Origin of the sequence: Pseudonocardia sp. Ae331_Ps2, assembly GCF_001932405.1 — a bacterium.
Lineage (GTDB): Bacteria > Actinomycetota > Actinomycetes > Mycobacteriales > Pseudonocardiaceae > Pseudonocardia.
In genome coordinates this window covers 3128839-3148246 of record NZ_MCIM01000001.1, presented here as the reverse complement: position 1 = coordinate 3148246, position 19408 = coordinate 3128839, and the positions used below count along the sequence as shown (strand labels likewise).

The 19408-nt window shown below is 72.7% G+C and carries 24 protein-coding genes and 1 pseudogene; 9 read left to right on the top strand and 16 right to left on the bottom strand.

The genetic code is table 11. The features are described 5' to 3' along the window. Nucleotides 1-13: 13 nt before the first annotated feature. The 5 genes from Ae331Ps2_RS15190 to Ae331Ps2_RS15170 all read right to left on the bottom strand — a co-directional run bounded on the left by Ae331Ps2_RS15190 (nt 14) and on the right by Ae331Ps2_RS15170 (nt 3275). Nucleotides 14-682 carry a hypothetical protein gene (locus tag Ae331Ps2_RS15190; protein WP_075308149.1) on the bottom strand — a complete coding sequence of 223 codons (669 nt, stop codon included), beginning with the start codon at nt 680-682 and terminating at the stop codon, nt 14-16. After that, nucleotides 679-1560, bottom strand: a complete 882-nt coding sequence (locus Ae331Ps2_RS15185) for a PD-(D/E)XK nuclease family protein (protein ID WP_083695583.1) — start codon at nt 1558-1560, stop codon at nt 679-681. The genes Ae331Ps2_RS15190 and Ae331Ps2_RS15185 overlap by 4 nt, the downstream gene beginning before the upstream one ends. A 76-nt stretch (nt 1561-1636) precedes the next feature. Next, entirely contained in the window at nt 1637-2506 is an 870-nt protein-coding gene (locus tag Ae331Ps2_RS15180) for a PHP domain-containing protein (RefSeq protein ID WP_075308151.1), read from the bottom strand. A 54-nt stretch (nt 2507-2560) separates the two neighbouring features. Continuing rightward, a complete protein-coding gene (locus tag Ae331Ps2_RS15175) occupies nt 2561-3118 on the bottom strand; it encodes a PH domain-containing protein (RefSeq protein WP_020623560.1) in 558 nt (185 codons plus the stop codon). A 4-nt stretch (nt 3119-3122) separates the two neighbouring features. Beyond that, nucleotides 3123-3275 carry a hypothetical protein gene (locus tag Ae331Ps2_RS15170; RefSeq protein ID WP_020623561.1) on the bottom strand — a complete coding sequence of 51 codons (153 nt, stop codon included), beginning with the start codon at nt 3273-3275 and terminating at the stop codon, nt 3123-3125. 109 nt (nt 3276-3384) lie between these two features. Between Ae331Ps2_RS15170 and Ae331Ps2_RS15165 the strand changes: the two genes are divergently transcribed. Further along, nucleotides 3385-3789, top strand: a complete 405-nt coding sequence (locus Ae331Ps2_RS15165; protein ID WP_043277853.1) for an NUDIX hydrolase — start codon at nt 3385-3387, stop codon at nt 3787-3789. A 109-nt stretch (nt 3790-3898) separates the two neighbouring features. Here Ae331Ps2_RS15165 and Ae331Ps2_RS15160 read toward each other — a convergent pair whose 3' ends face one another. After that, complete coding sequence (locus Ae331Ps2_RS15160; RefSeq protein ID WP_020623563.1) at nt 3899-4402, bottom strand: MaoC family dehydratase; 504 nt, start codon at nt 4400-4402, stop codon at nt 3899-3901. Nucleotides 4403-4767: 365 nt separating this feature from the next. Here Ae331Ps2_RS15160 and corA point away from each other — a divergent pair, with 365 nt between their 5' ends. From corA to Ae331Ps2_RS15140, 4 genes are all read left to right on the top strand, one after another. Next, nucleotides 4768-5874 (top strand): magnesium/cobalt transporter CorA, encoded by a 1107-nt coding sequence (gene corA / locus Ae331Ps2_RS15155; RefSeq protein ID WP_075312332.1) that lies wholly within the window; start codon nt 4768-4770, stop codon nt 5872-5874. Nucleotides 5875-5904: 30 nt separating this feature from the next. Then, nucleotides 5905-6081 (top strand): tryptophan synthase subunit alpha, encoded by a 177-nt coding sequence (locus Ae331Ps2_RS15150; protein ID WP_255407881.1) that lies wholly within the window; start codon nt 5905-5907, stop codon nt 6079-6081. Nucleotides 6082-6371: 290 nt separating this feature from the next. Further along, entirely contained in the window at nt 6372-6689 is a 318-nt protein-coding gene (locus Ae331Ps2_RS15145; RefSeq protein WP_083695580.1) for a hypothetical protein, read from the top strand. 112 nt (nt 6690-6801) lie between these two features. Then, nucleotides 6802-7083, top strand: a complete 282-nt coding sequence (locus tag Ae331Ps2_RS15140; protein WP_020623566.1) for a hypothetical protein — start codon at nt 6802-6804, stop codon at nt 7081-7083. 69 nt (nt 7084-7152) lie between these two features. On the opposite strand, the gene Ae331Ps2_RS15135 is transcribed toward Ae331Ps2_RS15140, so the two are convergent. After that, on the bottom strand, nt 7153-7824 hold the full coding sequence (locus Ae331Ps2_RS15135) for a hypothetical protein (protein ID WP_075308153.1): 672 nt from the start codon (nt 7822-7824) through the stop codon (nt 7153-7155). 138 nt (nt 7825-7962) lie between these two features. After that, entirely contained in the window at nt 7963-8154 is a 192-nt protein-coding gene (locus Ae331Ps2_RS31280; RefSeq protein WP_139318806.1) for a hypothetical protein, read from the bottom strand. Here Ae331Ps2_RS31280 and Ae331Ps2_RS33305 point away from each other — a divergent pair. Both Ae331Ps2_RS33305 and Ae331Ps2_RS33985 read left to right on the top strand, forming a co-directional pair. Next, nucleotides 8139-8345, top strand: a complete 207-nt coding sequence (locus tag Ae331Ps2_RS33305; RefSeq protein WP_075308155.1) for a histone-like nucleoid-structuring protein Lsr2 — start codon at nt 8139-8141, stop codon at nt 8343-8345. The genes Ae331Ps2_RS31280 and Ae331Ps2_RS33305 overlap by 16 nt on opposite strands. Further along, nucleotides 8284-8577 (top strand): annotated as a pseudogene (locus tag Ae331Ps2_RS33985) (transglycosylase family protein); the annotation flags it as partial. The gene Ae331Ps2_RS33305 and the pseudogene Ae331Ps2_RS33985, both read left to right, overlap by 62 nt. 55 nt (nt 8578-8632) lie before the next feature. Here Ae331Ps2_RS33985 and Ae331Ps2_RS32070 read toward each other — a convergent pair. The 7 genes from Ae331Ps2_RS32070 to Ae331Ps2_RS15090 all read right to left on the bottom strand — a co-directional run bounded on the left by Ae331Ps2_RS32070 (nt 8633) and on the right by Ae331Ps2_RS15090 (nt 16890). Continuing rightward, complete coding sequence (locus tag Ae331Ps2_RS32070) at nt 8633-10138, bottom strand: trans-aconitate 2-methyltransferase (protein ID WP_075308157.1); 1506 nt, start codon at nt 10136-10138, stop codon at nt 8633-8635. Between the two features lie 151 nt (nt 10139-10289). After that, the gene (locus tag Ae331Ps2_RS15115) at nt 10290-10529 is read right to left on the bottom strand and encodes a YbdD/YjiX family protein (protein ID WP_020623569.1); all 240 of its coding nucleotides are present in this window, start codon (nt 10527-10529) and stop codon (nt 10290-10292) included. Next, entirely contained in the window at nt 10487-12733 is a 2247-nt protein-coding gene (locus tag Ae331Ps2_RS15110) for a carbon starvation CstA family protein (protein WP_075308159.1), read from the bottom strand. The genes Ae331Ps2_RS15115 and Ae331Ps2_RS15110 overlap by 43 nt, the downstream gene beginning before the upstream one ends. 143 nt (nt 12734-12876) lie before the next feature. Beyond that, the gene (locus Ae331Ps2_RS15105) at nt 12877-13398 is read right to left on the bottom strand and encodes a general stress protein (RefSeq protein ID WP_020623571.1); all 522 of its coding nucleotides are present in this window, start codon (nt 13396-13398) and stop codon (nt 12877-12879) included. Nucleotides 13399-13565: 167 nt separating this feature from the next. After that, on the bottom strand, nt 13566-14759 hold the full coding sequence (locus Ae331Ps2_RS15100; protein ID WP_075308161.1) for an acyl-CoA dehydrogenase family protein: 1194 nt from the start codon (nt 14757-14759) through the stop codon (nt 13566-13568). 79 nt (nt 14760-14838) lie between these two features. Continuing rightward, a complete protein-coding gene (locus Ae331Ps2_RS15095; protein WP_075308163.1) occupies nt 14839-15798 on the bottom strand; it encodes a CoA ester lyase in 960 nt (319 codons plus the stop codon). Nucleotides 15799-15963: 165 nt separating this feature from the next. Further along, nucleotides 15964-16890: a PhzF family phenazine biosynthesis protein gene (locus tag Ae331Ps2_RS15090; RefSeq protein ID WP_075308165.1), complete on the bottom strand. Its 927-nt coding sequence runs from the start codon at nt 16888-16890 to the stop codon at nt 15964-15966. Nucleotides 16891-16956: 66 nt separating this feature from the next. Here Ae331Ps2_RS15090 and Ae331Ps2_RS15085 point away from each other — a divergent pair, with 66 nt between their 5' ends. Both Ae331Ps2_RS15085 and Ae331Ps2_RS15080 read left to right on the top strand, forming a co-directional pair. Continuing rightward, the gene (locus Ae331Ps2_RS15085; protein ID WP_075308167.1) at nt 16957-18276 is read left to right on the top strand and encodes a magnesium transporter MgtE N-terminal domain-containing protein; all 1320 of its coding nucleotides are present in this window, start codon (nt 16957-16959) and stop codon (nt 18274-18276) included. Next, the gene (locus Ae331Ps2_RS15080; protein WP_075308169.1) at nt 18269-18808 is read left to right on the top strand and encodes a DUF1003 domain-containing protein; all 540 of its coding nucleotides are present in this window, start codon (nt 18269-18271) and stop codon (nt 18806-18808) included. Before Ae331Ps2_RS15085 ends, Ae331Ps2_RS15080 begins: the two co-directional genes overlap by 8 nt. 4 nt (nt 18809-18812) lie before the next feature. Here Ae331Ps2_RS15080 and Ae331Ps2_RS15075 read toward each other — a convergent pair whose 3' ends face one another. Next, nucleotides 18813-19295, bottom strand: coding sequence for a MarR family winged helix-turn-helix transcriptional regulator (locus Ae331Ps2_RS15075; protein ID WP_020624330.1), 483 nt, complete (start codon nt 19293-19295; stop codon nt 18813-18815). Nucleotides 19296-19408: the final 113 nt, after the last annotated feature.

Here is a 19408-nt window from a genome sequence, read left to right as displayed (position 1 = left end):
CGGCCGCGCTCCCCTACAGGAACCAGCCGAGCCCGAGCACCAGCGACGCCGTCACGATCACCCCGAGCGCGGCGAGCAGCCCGGTGCGGTCGCGCCGCCGGTCCGCGACGACCTGGCCCACGACGGCGACGGCCGCCGCCCCCGCGTGCGCGACGATCGCACCGGCCCCGGGGCCGGGGACCCCGCTGCTCCCGGCCACCCACTCCACGACGACCAGCCCGAGCGCGAGCACCACGAGTCCGCCGGCGAGCACCCCGGCCAGGCCCCGCAGCAGCCGGGCGCCTGCCCCGTCGACGTCGGGTCCGGGGGCACGGCGCCGTGCCCGACGTGCGTTCTCCTCGGCGCGGCGGCGGTCGGCCCGCCGGCCGGGCGCGCGGGCGGCGGGGTGCTCGTCGTCGCGGGGCGGCTCGGCGGGACCGGAGGACAGACCGCGGCGCGGCGCGCGGCGGGACGCGGGCAGGGCCTCGGTGGGGCGTGGACCGGCCGGGGACCCGACGTCACCGCGCCTGCGGGGCGGACCGGACGGCGGGACCGGCGGGCGGGGGCCGTAGCCGTCGGGGCCGGGGTGCTGGCGCCCGTGCGACGGCCCGGCACGGTACGGGGCGGGCGCGCCCGGCGGGCGTGGCGGGATCGGGGGTCGGCCGTGCCGCGGGGGGCCGGGGAACTGCGGGTCGGCGGTCACGGGGCGAGCAGGTCCCACGGTCGCGGCTCCGGCACGGCGGCGCGGCCGGCGGCGCAGTGGCGGCGGACCGCGCAGGTCCCGCAGTGCGCACCGGTGCGGACCGGGAAGAGCGTGTCGGCGTCGCCGCCGTCGGCCAGCGCGGTCGTCGCCCCGGCGGCGGCGTCGGCGGACCCTGCGGCCGCGGCGACGTGCCGGTCGAGGGAGACCTGGTCGTGGGTGTGCACGGCGACGGTTCCGGTCGGCACGTGGTGCAGCTCGACGGTGCGGCAGGGGCGGCGGAACACCGAGGCGGTGGCGACGGCGTAGAGCGCGAGCTGGCGGGACGCGGCGGCGTCGGCCGCGGTCGGCACCCGGCGCCCGGTCTTGAAGTCGACGACGACGGCCTCGCCGTCGCGCTCGTCGATCCGGTCGACCCGGCCCTCGACCAGCAGCGGCCCGGCGGGGGCCCGTACCCACCGCTCGACCGCGAGCGGCTCGTCCCGCCCGACCGGGCCGTCGACGACGGCGGCCAGCCAGTCCCGGGCACGCTCGCGGTACCGGGCGGCCTGGGCGTCGTCGGCGAACCCCTCGCCGGTCCAGTGCCGGTCCACCAGTGCCGCGGCCTGCTCCGGGGTGCGCCGATCGACGGGCAGGGCCGCCAGCGAGCGCAGCGCCAGGTGCACCACCGCACCGAGCGTGGTGTGGGCGAACCCGCCGCCCCGCGACGGGGCCGGGCGGTCGACGTGCAGCATCCGGTAGCGGCGCGGGCAGGCGTCCCAGGTGTCGAGCCGGGCCGGGGTGACCCGGTGCAGTGCGGTCGCACCGAAGCCGGGGTCGAGCAGGTCCAGGCCGAGCTGACCGTCCGGGGCCCCGGTGGCGGGAGCGGTGGTCCGGGCCATGGGCGCCACGGTACTCCCGGACGGTCACCGACCGTCGCTCACTCCCGGCGACCCACCGTCACGCGGTGCCGCCGGATCAGCCGTGCAGCACGGGGACGCCGGTGGCCCGTTCGGTCAGGGCCGCGTAGACCTCCGGGTCGGTCGTCTCCTGCGCGAGCGGGGTCGTCTTGTTGGTGCCGTGGTAGTCACTGGAGCCGGTCGCGAGCAGGCCGTGCTCGGCGACGATCCCGCGCAGCAGCTCGCGGTCGACCGAGGCGTGGTTCGGGTGGTCGACCTCGATCCCGCCCAGCCCCCAGCCGATCAGGTCGACGAGCACCGACGGCTCCACGACCACACCACGCGTGCGGGCCAGCGGGTGCGCGAACACCGCGACCCCGCCGGCCGCGACGATCATCTCGACGGCCGTCTCGACCCGGGTGTCGGCACGCGGGACGTAGTAGGGGCTGTCGTTGTGCAGCAGCTCGGCGAAGGCCTCGTCGACCGACCCGACGACGCCGGCCGCGACGAGCGCGCGGGCCAGGTGCGGCCGGCCCGCGCTACCACCCTCGGGCAGGTGCGCGAACACGGTCTCGACGTCGACCGGGTACCCGTCGGCGGCCATCCGCCCGATCATCGTCTCCAGCCGCTGCACGCGCTCGGCCCGCAGCCGCTCCTGCTCCGCGACGATCGCGGCGTGCTCGGGGTCGAACAGGTAGCCCAGCAGGTGCACCGAGCAGCGCGGCTCGCCCGTGCGGCCGGTCGGGCTCAGGCAGGAGAACTCCGCGCCGCGCACCAGCGCGAGCCCCGGCGGGAGCGCCGCTGCCGCGTCGGCCCAGCCACCGGTGGTGTCGTGGTCGGTGATCGCGACGACGTCGAGCCCCGCGGCGCCGGCCGCCCGGACCAGCCCGGCCGGGGAGTCGGTGCCGTCGGACGCGGTGGAGTGGGCGTGCAAGTCGATGACGGACACGTGACCGACACTAGCGCCGCGCGGCGCGCGCGCATCCCGCGACGGACACGCGGGTCAGCGCCGCCAGCGTGGTTTGGCGAGCATGCCCGTCGCGCGGGTCTTGCCCTTCTCCCCGAAGACCAGCTCGGAGAGCGCCTCGTAGATCTCCTCGGGCCTCGGCATGTAGTCGATGCGGTTGAGCGCCTGGATCTGCCCCGCGGACTCGACGACCATGGTCCCGTAGCCGAGCATGCGCCCGGACAGCGAACGCTGGAACGTGAGGTCGGTGACCTTGCCCAGGGGCATCATGCCGACGTTGTGCACGATGATCCCCTGGGCGATCATCACCCGCTTGTCGGTGATCACGATCCGCTCGATCCACCAGAGGATCGACAGCGCCGTGTAGCGCAGGACCGCGACGACGACCAGGTAGAACGCCAGGTTGTCGACGACGACGTCCAGGACCGGGTCGGTCCCGGGGCGGTCGAGCAGCTGCTCGATCCCGACGACCACGATGATGAACAGCGCGGTCTGCCAGATGTGCTTGACCATCACCGCCCAGTGCTGGCGCACACGGATGACGCGCCGCTCCGTGGGGAGCAGGTACTCGTCGATCTCCCGGGGCGCGAGCACGGGCTCAGATCAGGTTGGTGACGAACACCGAGACGGACTGCGCGGCGTCGTAGAGGATGTTGCCGACGTTGGTGACCGAACCGGCTGCACCATTGGGATTGGTGATCACCAGGAAGATCCCCAGCGCCACCGCAACCAGGATCAGGATCTTCTTCACGTTCCCTGCCCACCCGTTTCTCGGTGTGTCGGACACACAGACATGTCATTGGTACCGGAGGGCCGGCTGGCCCCGGTACCGGCACCCGAGCAGCGTACCGTCGTTTCGGATGACCGACAGTAGCCGACACGTCGCCTGCGTGGGTGGAATCGTGTTCGACCCGGACGGACGATTGCTGCTCGTCCGCCGGGCCAACGAGCCTGGTCGGGGGCTGTGGTCGGTCCCCGGTGGGCGGGTCGAGGCCGGCGAGAGCGAGCACGACGCGGTGGTCCGCGAGCTCGCCGAGGAGACCGGTCTGACGGTGGTCCCCGGCCGGCTCGCCGGGGTGGTGTTCCGAGGCCCGTACCGGATCGCCGACTACGTCTGCGCCCTCGCGGCGGACGCGGGTGCGCCGCGGGCCGGCGACGACGCCACCGACGCCCGGTTCGTCGACCGGGCGGGCTACGCGGCGCTGGCCGTCGTCGAGGGCCTCACCGAGACCCTCGGCGGCTGGGACTGTCTGCCCCGGGCCTGACCACCACGGCGGGTGCCCGACCGCCCCGGCGGTATGCGTGTGGGTGACACACGACGGCCCCCGCTCCGGTGGGAGTCGGGGGCCGGTGCGCCGGGGTGCGGCCGTCGGGTCAGACCTGCGGCGTGGGACGGCCGGGCTGCTCGCCGCCGCGGCTGTCGCCGTAGGACCGCTTCGGCACCATGACCTTGCGGCGGAAGGTGCAGACGACGGTGCCGTCCTGCTTGTAGCCGCGGGTCTCGACGTACACCACGCCGCGGTCGTCCTTGGACTTCGACGGGGTCTTGTCGAGGACCTCGGTCTCGCCGTAGATCGTGTCGCCGTGGAAGGTCGGCTTCGTGTGCTTGAGCGACTCGACCTCGAGGTTCGCGATCGCCTTGCCCGACACGTCCGGCACCGACATGCCCAGCAGCAGCGAGTAGATGTAGTTGCCGACCACGACGTTCTTGCCGAAGTCGGTCGTCTCCTCCGCGTAGTGCGCATCCATGTGCAGCGGGTGGTGGTTCATGGTGAGGAGGCAGAACAGGTGGTCGTCGTACTCGGTGACCGTCTTGCCGGGCCAGTGCTTGTAGACGGCACCGACCTCGAACTCCTCGTAGTAGCGCCCGAACTGCACCGTTCACGCTCCCATCACGCCGTCGATTCGTTGCGGGAGTAATCTATCCGGTGGCCCGCGCGAGGAAGGGCGGTCCGGCTCACACGTGCGCGGTCGGGGATGTCACATCACGGTGACGTCGGCCGGCGTACGGACGAGACACAGGACGGTCCGCCGAACAGCAGGGAGGTGAGTGCGGTGTCCGCGTCCCAGACACCGGCGAGCAGTAGGTGCCGCCTCCCGCTGCGCACGGCCCCGAGGTACGTCCGGGGCTGATCCCGGCGGGAGGCGAGTTCCGGCCCGGCGGCCGCCCTGCGCGGTCGCACCGTCATCCGGTGCCGCTCGTCCCCCGAGCCGCACCGGCACGCCCGGAGGTGGTCCTCGTGATGCCCTCGCTCTCCCAGCTGCGCCCCACCATCCGCCCGTCCCGGCGCGCCGAGCGCGCCGCGGCGCGGGCCGCCGCGAGCCCGCCCGTCCGGCTGCGTGTCCCCCTGTCCGCCTACGTCGTCGACTGCAGCGTCTACCTCGACGGCCACCGGCTCCCCGGCCGCTGGACACACGACGAGGCCATCGCCGAGGTGCGCGAGCGCGGCGAGGGCTTCGTCTGGATCGGGCTGCACGAGCCCGACGAGGAGCAGATCTCCGGCATCGCCGAGACCTACGGGCTGCACGAGCTCGCCGTCGAGGACGCGGTGCACGCGCACAACCGCCCCAAGCTCGAGCGCTACGACGACACACTGTTCATGGTGCTCAAGACCGTCCGCTACGTCGGGCACGCCGACCCGACGACGTCGAACGAGATCGTCGAGACCGGCGAGGTCATGGCGTTCCTCGGGCGCGACTTCGTCGTGACCGTCCGGCACGGCCGCCACACCGGCCTGCGCGAGGTGCGCCGACGCCTGGAGGACGACCCCGAGCAGCTGTCCCTCGGCCCGGCCGCGGTGCTGCACGCGATCGCCGACCACGTCGTGGACTCCTACATCGAGGTCTGCCGGCAGATCGAGGACGACATCGACGCCGTCGAGGCCGAGGTGTTCTCTCCGCGCTCGACGATGAACCCCGAGCAGATCTACGTCATGAAGCGCGAGATCCTCGACCTGCGCCGCGCCGTGATGCCGCTGGTCGGGCCGATGCGCAAGCTCGCCGAGGGCTACAGCGCCCTGGTCCCGCACGACGTGCGGTCCTACTTCCGCGACGTCGACGACCACCTCGGTGGCGTCGCCGAGCAGGTGGCGGGCTTCAACGAGCTGCTGACCACCCTGGTCGACGCGGTCCTCGCGAAGATCAGCATGCGACAGAACAACGACATGCGGAAGATCACCGCCTACGCGGGCCTGATCTCGGTGCCGACGATGATCGCCGGTGTCTACGGCATGAACTTCGACTCGATGCCCGAGCTGCACTGGGACTTCGGTTACCCGATGGTCCTGCTCGTCATCGCGACGCTGTGCGGGCTGCTGTACCGCAACTTCCGCCGCAACGGCTGGCTGTAGACCGGCGTCATCCCGGCGTGGACCGATCATGTGCGGGCGTGCGCTGCTGCGGGCGCCGACGCGGTGGAGATCGGGCTGCCGCTCACCGACCCGATGCTCGACGGCCCCGTGCTTCAGGAGGCGGCCACGCGCGCACTCGGTCGCGGAGCCACCGTGCGGTCGCTGCACTCCCTGCGAAGTTCCGAAACTGAACAAGCAAGATCGTGACGTTGATCCGTTCTGCCCGTTTATCGGCCATAGCTCGGCCATAGTGGAGTACGCCCATCCTGCGACCGCGCCCGCCGATGCACGACCGATCTTCTTGGCGGGTAGCTGCCCTCTCACGGGACCCGGCGTACCTGCGGCCGAGCCGGCCGGGACCGCGGGCCAACCTGCCACCGCCAGCAGCCGCCCCAACCCGCTCGACCAGACTCTGCGACCCGTGCTGAACGGTCGCTGTCGGTCCCCTGTGTCAGGCTTCGAGGTGAGGCCGGGACGCCGGTGGGAGGAGGTGCGCGGTGACCATCGCTCTGGAGCTGTTCCCGCGTCGGGTCGATCCTGAGGACTTCGCCCGCGCGCAGGTCGAGCGGTTCACCGACCACCAGTTGCGCATCGGGCGGTCCCGGGTCGTGCATGCCGTCACGTTCCGGACCTGGCTCGGAGACCTGTCCCTTCCGGTGCCCCCCTGCCACCAGGGCTGGTCCGGCTTCGCCGCCGCCGGCGATCTCCTGGCCACCAGCGATCCCGTGACGTGCCGCAAGTGCGCGTCACGCACCGGCACGCCGGAGGCCGGAGTTCCGGAACAGACCACGCTGTTCCCCGCCGATCGGCCCTAACCCGCCGAAGGCGACGAGGCCGTCCCCTCGTTGGCGGGCCGGAGTGCGGGAATCGCAGTGAGGTTCGCGCCCCGGTAGCAGCGCGGCTACGTGCTGAGCGAGGATCTGGGGTGTGGACCTGACGCCGCTCCAGCACGCGACGTTGCACCGCCTCGTCGAGGGAGGGCAGGGCCCTGAGTCGCAGCCGCGGACTGCGCTGCGGTGGCTGCGCCGGTACGGGCTCGTCGATGCAGACGGCTGGCCGACCGATGAGGGGCGGGCGTACCTCGCGGAGCTTCGCCAGCAGCGTCGACGTCGGATGGATCAACACCAGGCTGCGGAGCGGCGGCGGCGCGAGGACCCGCAGTGGGCGATGCGTGATGCGATCAGGCGGTGGAAAGCCGGCGAGCGGTGACGAGACCGCGTCGCAGGACGGCTCCATGGTGCGGGGCCGGCTCGCTGGCCAAGGTCATGCCCGGGGGCTTCACGGACGGTCCGCGAGCGCCCCTGGGACCGGGGACTGACCGGCGATGTGCTCACGCAGCTCGGCCGACAACAACCCCGCCACGGTGAGGATGTCGGCGTAGCGGGCGTCGAGATTGCGCCGGATCAGTGGCTCGTTGTGCGCGACCCGGTTGCGGAGGTCGTGGAGCCGACCGACCGGGCCGTCGACCGCGGGGCGACCGGTGCCGGGTCGGAACGCGTGGTGCAGGTACGGCACCCACAGCCGCTCGGACAGTCGTCGGGCGGACAGGTACCGCCAGAACCCGAAGCCGATCTCGGCGATGACCTTCCCCGGGTCGGGGCGGCTCGTGCCGGTCGCGCGGCGCGCTGACCGCACGGCAGCGTCGATGACCTTCCGGGACGTCTCGTTGGAGTCGTAGACCTTCCCCCGCCTGGTGCGTTCGAGCAGGGGGGAGAAGTGCCGGTCCGGGGCGAACACCCAGTGCGGGCCGTCGGGGGCGGCGGCGCGCAGCGCGCGGTCGTAGGCGTTGCGGAGTCCGACTTCGAGGTGCCCGAGGTCGTGGTGGAACGCGGCGGCGGCGCGGGCGTTCCAGTCGTAGCGGGCGAGGGCGAGGTCGCGGTCGCCGGCGGCGTCGGCGAGGTAGACGTCGAACCGGGGCATCGACAGCCAGTCATCGATCCAGTCGCTCATCCCTGCTCCCGTTGGCGCCCGTTCGTGTAACGTGGTCCGCGAAGAGCCCCGGATGGCCCCTGATCACCTCAGTGATCATGTCGCCGGGGCTTTGTACGTGATGCGCCGCCCCAGAATCTGGGGCGGCGCATCGTCGTTTCACCGGACGCTACCGGCGGGCAACACCGCGGCGACGGTCATCGGCAGCGTCCGAGCAGCACGAGGCGTACGTCGCGTCGGCGCGTGCCCGGTCGCCGAGCGCACCGAGGTGTGACGCCCGGCCCGCAGCTCGCCGTGCGCCCAGTGGCGCTGCCCGGCCGCGTCGCGCCCGAACGGTGTCAACCTCGACATCGACTGGACGGCACCAGCACAGCAATGCGATCCGTTCATGGGCACGCCAGAACGGATACCGGATCGCCGAGCGTGGCTGTATCCCGGTCGAGATCATCGAGGCATACGAGAAGAACGCCGACTCAGCTCCTGCTCCGTCACCATTCGCCACATCGGCGACGTCTGCACCGCAGTTCCAGGAAGCTGGATGACTCCGGAACACCGGACCGCTCTGCCTGCCCCCGGTGGGCAGAGCGAGACCGGTGCTGCCGGGTCGGTGGACGGGGAGCAGCCTCGTGGCCCGGAGAAGCCCCAGACGGCTACCAACGACGTCGCCGCGGCGGAGAGCGCCGGTCGGCGACGTGGGATCGCCTCGCGCAATGCGAGTCCGGCGGTGACTGGGATATCGACACCGGCAACGGCTGCTCCGGCAGCCTGCAGTGCGACCAGGCCGACCTTGCTGCAGAACGGGCCGGCCGTGGACCGGGGAGCCCGCCGGTCAGACCCGGCGGGTGCCCGTCGGCGGGGTCGGCGGCTCGTCGTCCTCGGCGGGCGGGGGCGCCTCGCCGGGGCGCGGCCGCGGGGGGCCGGGGCGGCGGAGCCCGACCGGGCGGCGCGGACGAGGACCGGGTGTCGGACGCCGGGGGCCCGTGGCACCGGGGTCGGGCTCTCCAGGGCCGGGTCCCGCGGCAGCGGGGTCGGATCCGGCCGCGCCGGGGTCCGCGGAGTCGAGTCCTGCGGAGTCGGGTCCCGCGGAGTCGGGTCCCGCGGAGTCGGGTCCAGCGGAGTCGGGGCCGGGTCCCGCGCCGGGGCCGGGGCCGGGTCGCGCGCCGGGGCTGGAGGAGTCGGGCCGGGATCCCGGCAGCCCGTACCGCAGCGCCCGGGCGACGCCGTGCCCACGCGGACGGGTGTCCGGGTCCTCGTCGGGGGTGGGGCCGTCGGGGGCGCCCGACCCACCCCGGTCCTGGTCGTCCGGCCCGTCGCCGGTGTCGTCCCGGTCGTCGTCGCCGGTGCGCCCCGCGGGGCCGGCGGGCGCACCAGGAGGAGACACGGGGACCACGGCGGCGTCCCCCTCGCCCAGCTCGACGTCGTCGCCGTCGAGCACCTGGTCCGGGAGCGTCTCGGCGTAGCCGGGGTCCTCGGGGCCGCCCTCGTCGACGGGCCCGGTCGTGTCCCCGTGGGCGGGGACGGGCTCGTCCCGCCGCGGCCGCCACCCGGCCGCGGCGATGGCCGAACCGCGGGCGCAGCGTTCCTTCCGCTCCCCCACCACGTCGGGCTCGTCGGGGCGCCGCCCCAGGAACGTGTGCACGAGGTGCTGCTGGACCCCGCCGACGGTCTGGACGCGCACGTCGTCGAACCCGGCGCGCTCCATCCGGTGCACCATCTGCTCGGGCCCACCGGCCGTCGCGATCCGCCGGGCCCGGTAGCGCGCGAGATCCGCCGCCCCCCAGCGCAGCGAGGCCATCGGGAGCATCCAGGTCCAGTTCGCCGCCGTCCACCGCATCCGGCTCCGGCCGCTGACGGCGTAGTCGTGCACCGCCAGCGGAGCGCCGGGGGCGAGCAGGCTCAGCAGCCGGCGCAGGCCGTGTTCGGCGTCGGGCAGGTTGGTCACCAGGAAGGACGCGAGGATCCCGTCGAACGGGCCCTCGACACCGGCCTCGGCGAGGGTCTCCAACCGGGAGTGCACGAACGTCACCCGGGGCGACCAGTTCTTCCGCCGGGCGACGGCGAGCATCTCCGCGGACGCGTCGACCGCGACCACCTCGGCACCCCCGACGCTGGTCAACAGCGCCTCGGTGGACACCCCGGTACCGCAGCCGACGTCGAGCAGCCGCAGGCCGTGGCCGTCGCCCAGCCCCATTCGCGAGGCCGACACCCGCAGGTGGGTGCGGTAGCCGGGCAGGGTCGCGACGAAGGCGTCGTAGCCCGCGGCGCCTCGCCCGTAGGCACGGTGCACCGTGGCCGGGCGGATCTGGTCGCTCTCCTGCCACGCCTCGCCGCTCACGGGGCCTGATCCTGCCCGCACCGACCCGAGTCCGGAACCCGACGCGCCCTCCCCGGTGGGGTGTGACACCCACCCGGGAGGGCGCGCTGGGCCGAACGTGGATGCCCGGCCACCCGTGCGGCGCAACGGGACCGGTCGGAACGGCGCCACCTCAGCAGCAGCGACCCTGCGGGTTGCTCTCCTGGTACGCGGTGCGGACCCGCCAGTACTCCCGCTCGCTCATCGGCGGGTGGTCGTGCCCGCTGCGACGGTGGTGGTCGAGGTAGCGGTCGTACAGGTCCGCCCCGATCACTCCACGCCACCAGTCGTGCAGCGCCCGCAGCCGGGTGAGCGTCCTGGCCGCCACGGTCAGTGCCCCGACCGGGCCGGGGTCCCGACCGCCTCGGTCCATTCCTTCTCCAGCTCCTTCTCCGCCGGGGTCGCAATGATCCCGGCCGGGGCGTAGAGCCGAGAGGGCACCGGATCGTCCTCGTTGTCCGGGCGGCCGCCCATCGCGATCGACCTCCAGGCGGCCAGGACCGCGGCGACGATCACGACGAGCGCGAGCGTCACGAAGAGGATCGACAGCGTGCCCTGCACGAAGGTGTTGCGGACGACCGCCGCCATCGCCTGCGGGGTGCCCGCGGTGCCGAAGCTCGTCTCCCCGGACGCGATGGCCTCCCGGAACGCGAAGTGCTGTGCCCAGTACCCGATCTTGGGGTTCGCGGAGAAGATCTTGTACATCGACGCCGTGACCGTCACGACGGCGGCGAACGCCAGCGGAACGACGATGATCCACAGGTAGCGCACGTGCCCGCGCCGCGCCGCGATGGCCAGACAGACCGCGAGCGCGATCGCCGCCAGCAGCTGGTTCGCGATGCCGAACAGCGGGAAGAGCGTGTTGATCCCGCCGAGCGGGTCGGTCACCCCCATCACCAGGATCGCGCCCCAGCCACCGACCATCAGCGCGGTGCAGATCCAGGCGGCCGGCTTCCACGAGGTGTCGGCGAACCGCGGGACCACGGTGCCGATGGCGTCCTGCAGCATGAAGCGCGCCACCCGGGTGCCCGCGTCGACGGCGGTGAGGATGAACAGCGCCTCGAACATGATCGCGAAGTGGTACCAGAAGCTCATCATCGCCGGCCCGCCGATGAACTGCGCCATGATGTTCGCCAGGCCGACCGCGAGGGTCGGGGCGCCACCGGTGCGCGAGACGACGGACTCCTCGCCGACCAGGGCCGCGGTCGTCGCGAGCTGGTCGGGGGTGATGTTGACGCCCATCAGCCCGAGCTGGTTCACGAACGCGGCAGCGCCCTCGACCGTCCCGAGCGTCAGCGACGCGGGCGAGTTCATCGCGAAGTAGAGCCCGCGGTCGATCGACAGCGCCGCGACCAGCGCCATGATCGCCACGAAGGACTCCATGAGCATGCCGCCGTAGCCGATCAGGCGGGTCTGGCGCTCCTTCTCGATCAGCTTCGGGCTGGTCCCCGAGGAGATCAGGGCGTGGAAGCCCGACAGCGCGCCGCAGGCGATCGTCACGAACAGGAACGGGAACAGCGACCCGGCGACGACCGGGCCGTCGTCGCGGCCGGCGAACTCGCTGAACGCGGGCGCGGCCAGCTCCGGGCGGACGACGATGATCGCCACGGCGAGCAGCACGATCGTGCCGATCTTCATGAACGTCGACAGGTAGTCGCGCGGGGCGAGCAGCAGCCAGACCGGGAGCACCGCGGCCACGAAGCCGTAGATGATCACGCCCCAGGCGATGGTGGTGCGGTCCAGGGTGAACAGTGCCTGGCCCCAGCCGGTCTCGGCGACCCAGCCGCCGGCGACGATCGCGCCGATCAGCAGCGCGAAGCCGATCCAGGAGACCTCGGAGACCTTCCCCGGCCGCAGGAAGCGCAGGTAGACACCCATGAACAGGGCGATCGGGATGGTCAGCGCGACCGAGAAGACGCCCCAGGGGCTCTCGCCGAGGGCGTTGACGACGACCAGGGTGAGCACCGCGATCAGGATGATCATGATGGCGAGGGTCGCGATCAGCGCGGCGATGCCGCCGACCCGGCCGAGCTCCTCGCGGGCCATCTGGCCCAGCGAGCGCCCGCCGCGGCGCATCGAGAAGAACAGCACCAGGTAGTCCTGGACCGCACCGGCGACGATGACCCCGACGATGATCCAGATCGTGCCGGGCAGGTACCCCATCTGCGCGGCCAGGACCGGGCCGACGAGCGGACCGGCACCGGCGATCGCGGCGAAGTGGTGGCCGTAGAGGACCCGCCGGTCGGTCGGCAGGAAGTCCTGTCCGTTCTCCTTGTACTCGGCCGGGGTGGCGCGCCGGTCGTCCGGACGCAGCAGCCTGTTCTCGATGTAGCGGGAGTAGAACCGGTACGCGATCGCATAGGTGCTCACCGCGGCGAACACGAACCAGATCGCGTTGACCGTCTCCCCGCGGACCAGCGCGAGCATCACCCACGCCAGACCGCCCAGCAGGGCGATCCCCACCCACACCGCGATCTTCCACGGGGTCCACGCCCGCTGTTCGGCGAGGAGCACCTCTTCGTCCACCGCCGCCGGCGGGAGCTCGCGCTCCGCCGGTCCGCCTGACACCTGTGTCATCGCGCCCCTCCGATATGTCCGACGCGCGAACTATAGGAGGCAATGTGGCCTGTGGGAACAGATGTCCGACCGCCGACGCACGACGGCCGTCGCCACCCGGTCGGGTGACGACGGCCGTGGGGTCGTGCGGGCGCCGGAGCCGGTCAGAAACCCCCGCCGGGGCTGCCCATCGCCAGCTTGGCCAGCATCTCGCGGGCCCGCTCGGCGTTGCGCGGCTCGCACAGGACGTCGTAGCGGCCCGCCACCATCTGGCTGGCGGACTGGAAGTCCCGGCGGCCCTTGCTCGCGCTGTAGCTGACCGCGGCGAAGGCCATGAAGAACACCGCGCCGGACACCAGGCCGACGAGGATGGGCAGGAAGTTGCCGTCCGGGGAGAACATGAACAGCAGGAGCCCGACGAACAGGCCCAGCCAGGCACCCTGCGCCGCGCCGGAGGCGAGTACCCGGCCCCAGGTCAGGCGGGCGATGACCCGCTCGACGAGCATCAGGTCGACGCCGACGATCGTCACGTCGGCGACCGGGAAGTCGGAGTCGGCGAGGTGGTCGACGGCCCGCTGCGCCTCCTCGTAGGTGGCGTAGGAACCCACCGGCCACCCGGTCGGCGGAGTGGGCAGCTGCGGCAGGCCCGGAGCCGGACGAGTCTGGCCGCCGAAGGGATTGGTCATGGCGTGCTCCTCGTGGAAGATGTCCTGTCTCGTCGTCGGTGCAACGTTCGACCGGACCGCGACGTGCCCCGAAGACTAGTCGCGGAGCCGCAGGTCACACCCCACCGACCGAACGACACGGCCCCGCACCCCCGGGACGGGGTACGGGGCCGTGGACGCGGGTGCGGTCAGCGCAGCTTGTAGTCGCGCAGCAGCCCCCGGGAGATGATCGTCTTCTGGATCTCCGAGGTGCCCTCGCCGATGAGCAGGAACGGCGCCTCGCGCATGAGGCGCTCGATCTCGTACTCCTTGGAGTAGCCGTAGCCGCCGTGGATGCGGAACGCCTCCTCGGTGACCTCCTTGCAGTACTCCGAGGCGAGCATCTTGGCCATGCCGGCCTCGACGTCGTTGCGCTCACCGCGGTCCTTCAGACGTGCGGCGTTGACCATCATCAGGTGCGCGGCCTCGACCTTGGTCGCCATCTCGGCGATCTTGAACGCGATAGCCTGGTGCGCCACGATCGGCTTGCCGAAGGTGGAGCGCTGCTGGGCGTAGGAGACACCGAGCTCGAAGGCCCGGATCGCGATGCCGCAGGCGCGGGCGGCGACGTTCACCCGGCCGACCTCGACGCCGTCCATCATGTGCGCGAAGCCCTTGCCGCGCTCCCCGCCGAGGATCTGGTCACCGGAGATCCGGTGGCCCTTGAACACCAGCTCGGTGGTGTCGACCCCCTTGTAGCCCATCTTGTCGATCTTGCCGGGGACGACCAGGCCGGGGGCGACCTCGCCGTAGCCGGTGGGCTTCTCGACGAGGAAGGTGGTGAGGTTCTGGTGCGGGCGCTCGGCGCCCTCGTCGGTCCTCACCAGCACCGCGGTCAGGTTCGACGTGCCACCGTTGGTCAGCCACATCTTGGCGCCGTCGATGACGTACTCGTCGCCGTCCTGCACGGCCTTGGTCTTGATCGCCGCCACGTCGGAGCCCAGGTCCGGCTCGGACATCGAGAACGAGCCGCGGGTCTCCCCCGTGGCCATCTTCGGCAGGTACTTCTCCTTCTGCGCCTGCGTGCCGTGCTGGCGGAGCATGTACGCCACGATGAAGTGGGTGTTGATCACACCGGAGACGCTCATCCAGCCGCGGGCGATCTCCTCGACCACCAGGGCGTAGGTGAGCAGCGACTCGCCGAGACCGCCGTACTCCTCCGGGATCATGAGGCCGAACAGCCCCATCTCCTTCATCCCGTCGACGATGTCCTGCGGGTAGGTGTCCGCGTGCTCCAGGGCGGTCGCGTGCGGGATGATCTCCTTGTCCACGAACGAGCGGACGGTCGACAGGATCTCGGTCTGGATGTCGGTCAGACCGGCGGTCTGAGCGAGCCGGGCCATGCTGGTTACTCCTCGGTGAGCGTCGTCGGTCGGCGGGCGGTCGGGCCCTCAGCGCTGAGGTTCGTTGCGCAAGCTGCTCTCACGCCTCCGGCGGGGTCCACTTGTCGGTGCGGGTCATGCCCGCCGCGCGCCCCTTGCCCGAGATGACCAGCGCCATCTTGCGGCTGGCCTCGTCGATCATCTCGTCGCCGATCATCGCCGCGCCGCGCTTGCCGCCCGCCTCGGAGGTGAAGTACTCGTAGGCGTCGAGGATGTTCTCGGCGTGGTCGTAGTCGCTCTGCGCCGGGGAGAAGGTCTCGTTGGCGGCGTCGATCTGGCCGGGGTGCAGCACCCACTTGCCGTCGAAGCCCAGCGCGGCCGAGCGGCCGGCGACCCGGCGGAATCCGTCCACGTCCTTGATCTGCAGGTACGGCCCGTCGATGGCCTGCTTGTCGTGCGCGCGGGCCGCCATCAGGATCGACATGAGGATGTGGTGGTAGGCGTCGCCCACGTCGTAGCCGGGGGGCTGCTCGCCGACGACCAGGGACTTCATGTTGATCGAGGCCATGAAGTCGGCCGGGCCGAAGATGATCGTCTCGACGCGCGGGGACGCGGTGGCGATCGCGTTGACGTTCGTCAGGCCCAGCGCGTTCTCGATCTGCGCCTCGATGCCGATCTTCCCGACCTCGAGACCGTTCGTCTTCTCGATCTGGGTGAGCAGCAGGTCCAGCGCGACGACCTGCTGAGGGGTCTGCACCTTCGGCAGCATGATCGCGTCGAGGTTCGCGCCCGCGCCCTCGACGACCTCGATCACGTCGCGGTAGGTCCACTCGGTGGTCCAGTCGTTGACCCGGACGACGCGGATCTTCTCGCCCCAGCCGCCCTCGTTGAGGGCCTCCACGATCGTCTTCCGCGCACCGGGCTTGGCCAGCGGGGCACAGGCGTCCTCCAGGTCGAGGAAGACCTGGTCGGAGTTCAGCGTGCGCGCCTTGTCGATGAACTTCTGGCTCGATCCGGGCACGGCCAGGCAGGACCGGCGGGCGCGGAGGGTGGTGCTCACAGGCGGGCTCCTCGTCGAGTTCGTCCTCGCCCGCGTCGCGGCGACGACGTCGTCACGACCCGGGCGCTCGGGCTGGGGACTGATGCTGGCACGACGACGGCCGCGGCGCCCCGTGCAGGTGATTGGTTTCTCACCCGCCGGTGGTCAGATGGGGTTACCCGTCGGTCACCCCTGTTCGGGAGGTGGGGTCAGGGAGCCCCTGGCCACCGCGACGACGGTCCCGCCGACCCAGCTGCCGACGGCCCGCCCGCCCTCGGTGCGGACGCCGGCGTAGAGCGTGGACGGACGGCCCATCTCCACCCCCTGGGTCACGACGAAGGAGTGCTCGCCGTCGTCGGTGACCAGACCGCGGTCGGCGAGGAAGATCCCGAGCGCGACGGCGGCCGAGCCCGTCGCCGGGTCCTCGGGCACCCCGATCCCGATGCCGAACATGCGGGCGTGCACCCGCTCGGCGGTGGCGTCGACGGCGGCGACGAGCACCCCGGTCGCGCCGCTGCCGGCGACCGCGGCGGCCAGCGCCGCGGGGTCGGGCACCGCGCGGGCGACCGCACCGGCGACGACGAGCAGGATCGCGAAGTCGGTCCCGGCACCGGCCACACCCGGCACGGCGGCGCCGTCGACGTCGTCGGGGCCGAGGCCGAGCGCGGCGGCGAGGCGGACGGCGTCCAGCTCGGCGCCGATCGACGGCGTGCCGCCCCACACCCGGGCGCCGGTCCCGTCGACCCGCACCGGCAGCAGCCCGGCGCCGCACTCCTGCACGCGGTCGCCCTCGCCGATGACGCCGTCGCGGGCCAGCACCCAGGCGGTGCCGACACTGGGGTGCCCGGCGAAGGGGAGCTCGGCGAGCGGGGTGAAGATCCGCACCCGGTAGTCCGCGCCGCCCTCGGCGTCGCCGGTCGGGGCCAGCGGGAACGTGGTCTCCGACAGGTTGAACTCCCGCGCGATGGCCTGCATCCGGGCCGTGGACAGCGCCTCGGCGCCGTGGACGACGGCCAGCGGGTTGCCGGCGTACGGACGGTCGGTGAACACGTCGACGATGTCGTAGCGGAGGGGTTCGGGGTCCCGGCCGGGATCGTGCTGCGGGTCGTTCACGGCGGGCGAGCCTAGTCACACGGCCGGGGCGGCCGCGGGACCGCCGGGGGTCCTAGTCTCGGCGCCATGGCCTCGGTACGGGTGTTCGTCGCGCGGATGGCCGGCCTGGCCGTCTACGGCCCGGACGGCGAGCGGATCGGCAAGGTCCGCGACGTCGTGGTGTCGCTGCGCGTGGACAGCCATCCGCCGCGGGTGCTGGGCCTGGTCGTGGACCTGTCCGCGCGCCGCAGCATCTTCGTGCCGATGCTGCGGGTCGCCGACATCGCCCCGACCGCGGTGACGCTGGCCAGCGGCTCGGTGAGCCTGCGCTCGTTCGACCAGCGCCCCAACGAGACCCGGGTGCTCGGCCAGCTGCTGAACTCCCCCGCGACGGTGCGCGAGAACGGGACCGAGGGCTCGGTGGTCGACGTCGCGATCGAGCCGAGCCGGACCCGGGACTGGGTGATCACCAAGGTCGCGCTGCGGTTCCGGCGGACCCGGCTGGCGCGCAGGCCACGGGTCGAGGTGTACGGCTGGGAGGCCGTGTCCGGGCTGGACGTCGCCGCCGCGCAGGGTGCGGACCGGCTGCTCGCGGTGTTCGACTCGATGCGCCCGGCCGACGTCGCCGCGGCGCTGTCGCGGCTGCCCGACGACCGGCAGCGGCACGTCGTCGACGCCCTGGACGACGAGCGGCTCGCCGACGTGTTCGAGGAGCTGTCCGAGTCCGACCAGCGCGAGCTGCTCGGCTACCTCGACGACGACCGCGCCGCCGACGTCCTGGAGGCGATGAGCCCGGACGACGCGGCGGACCTGCTCGGCGAGCTCGACGACGACGAGGCCGGTCGGCTGCTGGAGCTCATGGAGCCCGACGAGTCCGAACCCGTGCGCCGCCTGATGCGCTATGAGTGGGACACCGCGGGCGGCCTGATGACCCCGGAGCCGATCACCCTGGCGCCGGACGTGACCGTCGCCGAGGCGCTCGCCCGGGTGCGCAACCCGGAGGTGCCGCCGGCCCTGGCGTCGATGGTGTTCGTCGTCCGCCCGCCGACGGCGACCCCGACCGGGCGCTACCTGGGCTGCGTGCACGCCCAGCAGCTGCTGCGGGCGGCGCCGTTCGAGCTGGTCGCGGGCATGGTCGACGCCGACCTGCCGCAGCTGGGCCCCGACGCGGGGCTCGGCGAGGTGACCCGCTACTTCGCCAGCTACAACCTGGTGGCGGGCCCGGTCGTCGACGCCGAGGACCACCTGCTGGGCGCGGTCACCGTCGACGACGTGCTGGACCACCTGCTGCCGCAGGGCTGGCGCGACCGCGACCTCGCCCCGGGCGAGGTGCACGGCGGCCCGCTGGCCGCTGCCGCGAACGGCGGCAACGGCCGCTCGCGCGACGGGGAGGTGCACGGTGGCTGAGCCGGGGATCGGTCGGCGGCTGGACCAGCCGCGCGTCGGGCGTCGGCGGTTCGAGGTGGACCCGGACGGGTTCGCCCGGTTCTCCGAGCGGATCGCCCGGTTCCTCGGGACGGGTCGCTTCCTCGCCATCCAGACGGTGATCGTCGTCGTGTGGATCGCACTGAACGGGTTCGCCTGGGTGGGCCGGTGGGACCCGTACCCGTTCATCCTGCTCAACCTGGCGTTCTCCACCCAGGCCGCGTACGCCGCACCGCTGATCCTGCTGGCCCAGAACCGGCAGGACGACCGGGACCGGATCGCGCTGGACGAGGACCGCAGGCGTGCCGAGCGGACGAAGGCCGACACCGAGTTCCTCGCCCGGGAGCTGGCGGCGCTGCGGCTGGCCGTCGGGGAGACCGCGAGCCGGGACTACCTGCGCGGTGAGCTGGAGAAGCTGGGTGACCGGCTCGACGACGCCGTGGCCCGCAGCCGCGGCGAGGAACCCCCGGTCGAGCCGGGTGCCCGGAAGAAGATGCGCAAGAAGGAACGCTGAGCGCTCAGGGGATCAGGCGGCCCATGATGCGCTCGAGCGCGGCGAGGTCCTCGGCGTCGAGCCGCTCCACGAAGTGCGCGCGGACTCCGCGCAGGTGGGTGACCGCGGCGGTGCGCAGGCGCTCGTAGCCGGTGTCGGTGAGCCGGGCGGTGACCCCGCGGCCGTCGTCGGCGACCTTGGCCCTGGCGACGAGCCCGACCCGCTCCAGGCGGTCGACGAGCCGGGTCACCCCGGAACGCGAGAGCAGCACGGCGTCGGCCAGCTCGGTCATCCGCAACCGGCGGTCGGGGGCCTCGGACAGCTGGACGAGCACGTCGTAGGCGGCCAGGGAGAGCTCCTGCTCGCTCTCCAGCTCGGCCTCGAGCCGTCGGGTGATGCCGGCGTGCGCGCGCAGGAAGCTGCGCCACGACGCGAGCTCGGCCGGGGTCGGGACCACGCGCCGGCGCACCGGGTGCTCGCGCGTCGGGGTGCCGGTCGTGTCGTCCATCGCAAGAATGCTAGAGACACCCGGACCGCCCCGTCAGCGCGGAGGTGCCGCGTGACACCGCCGGTGACCCGGATACCCCGGAACAGCCCACGTAGCATGGGGTGACGCGAGAG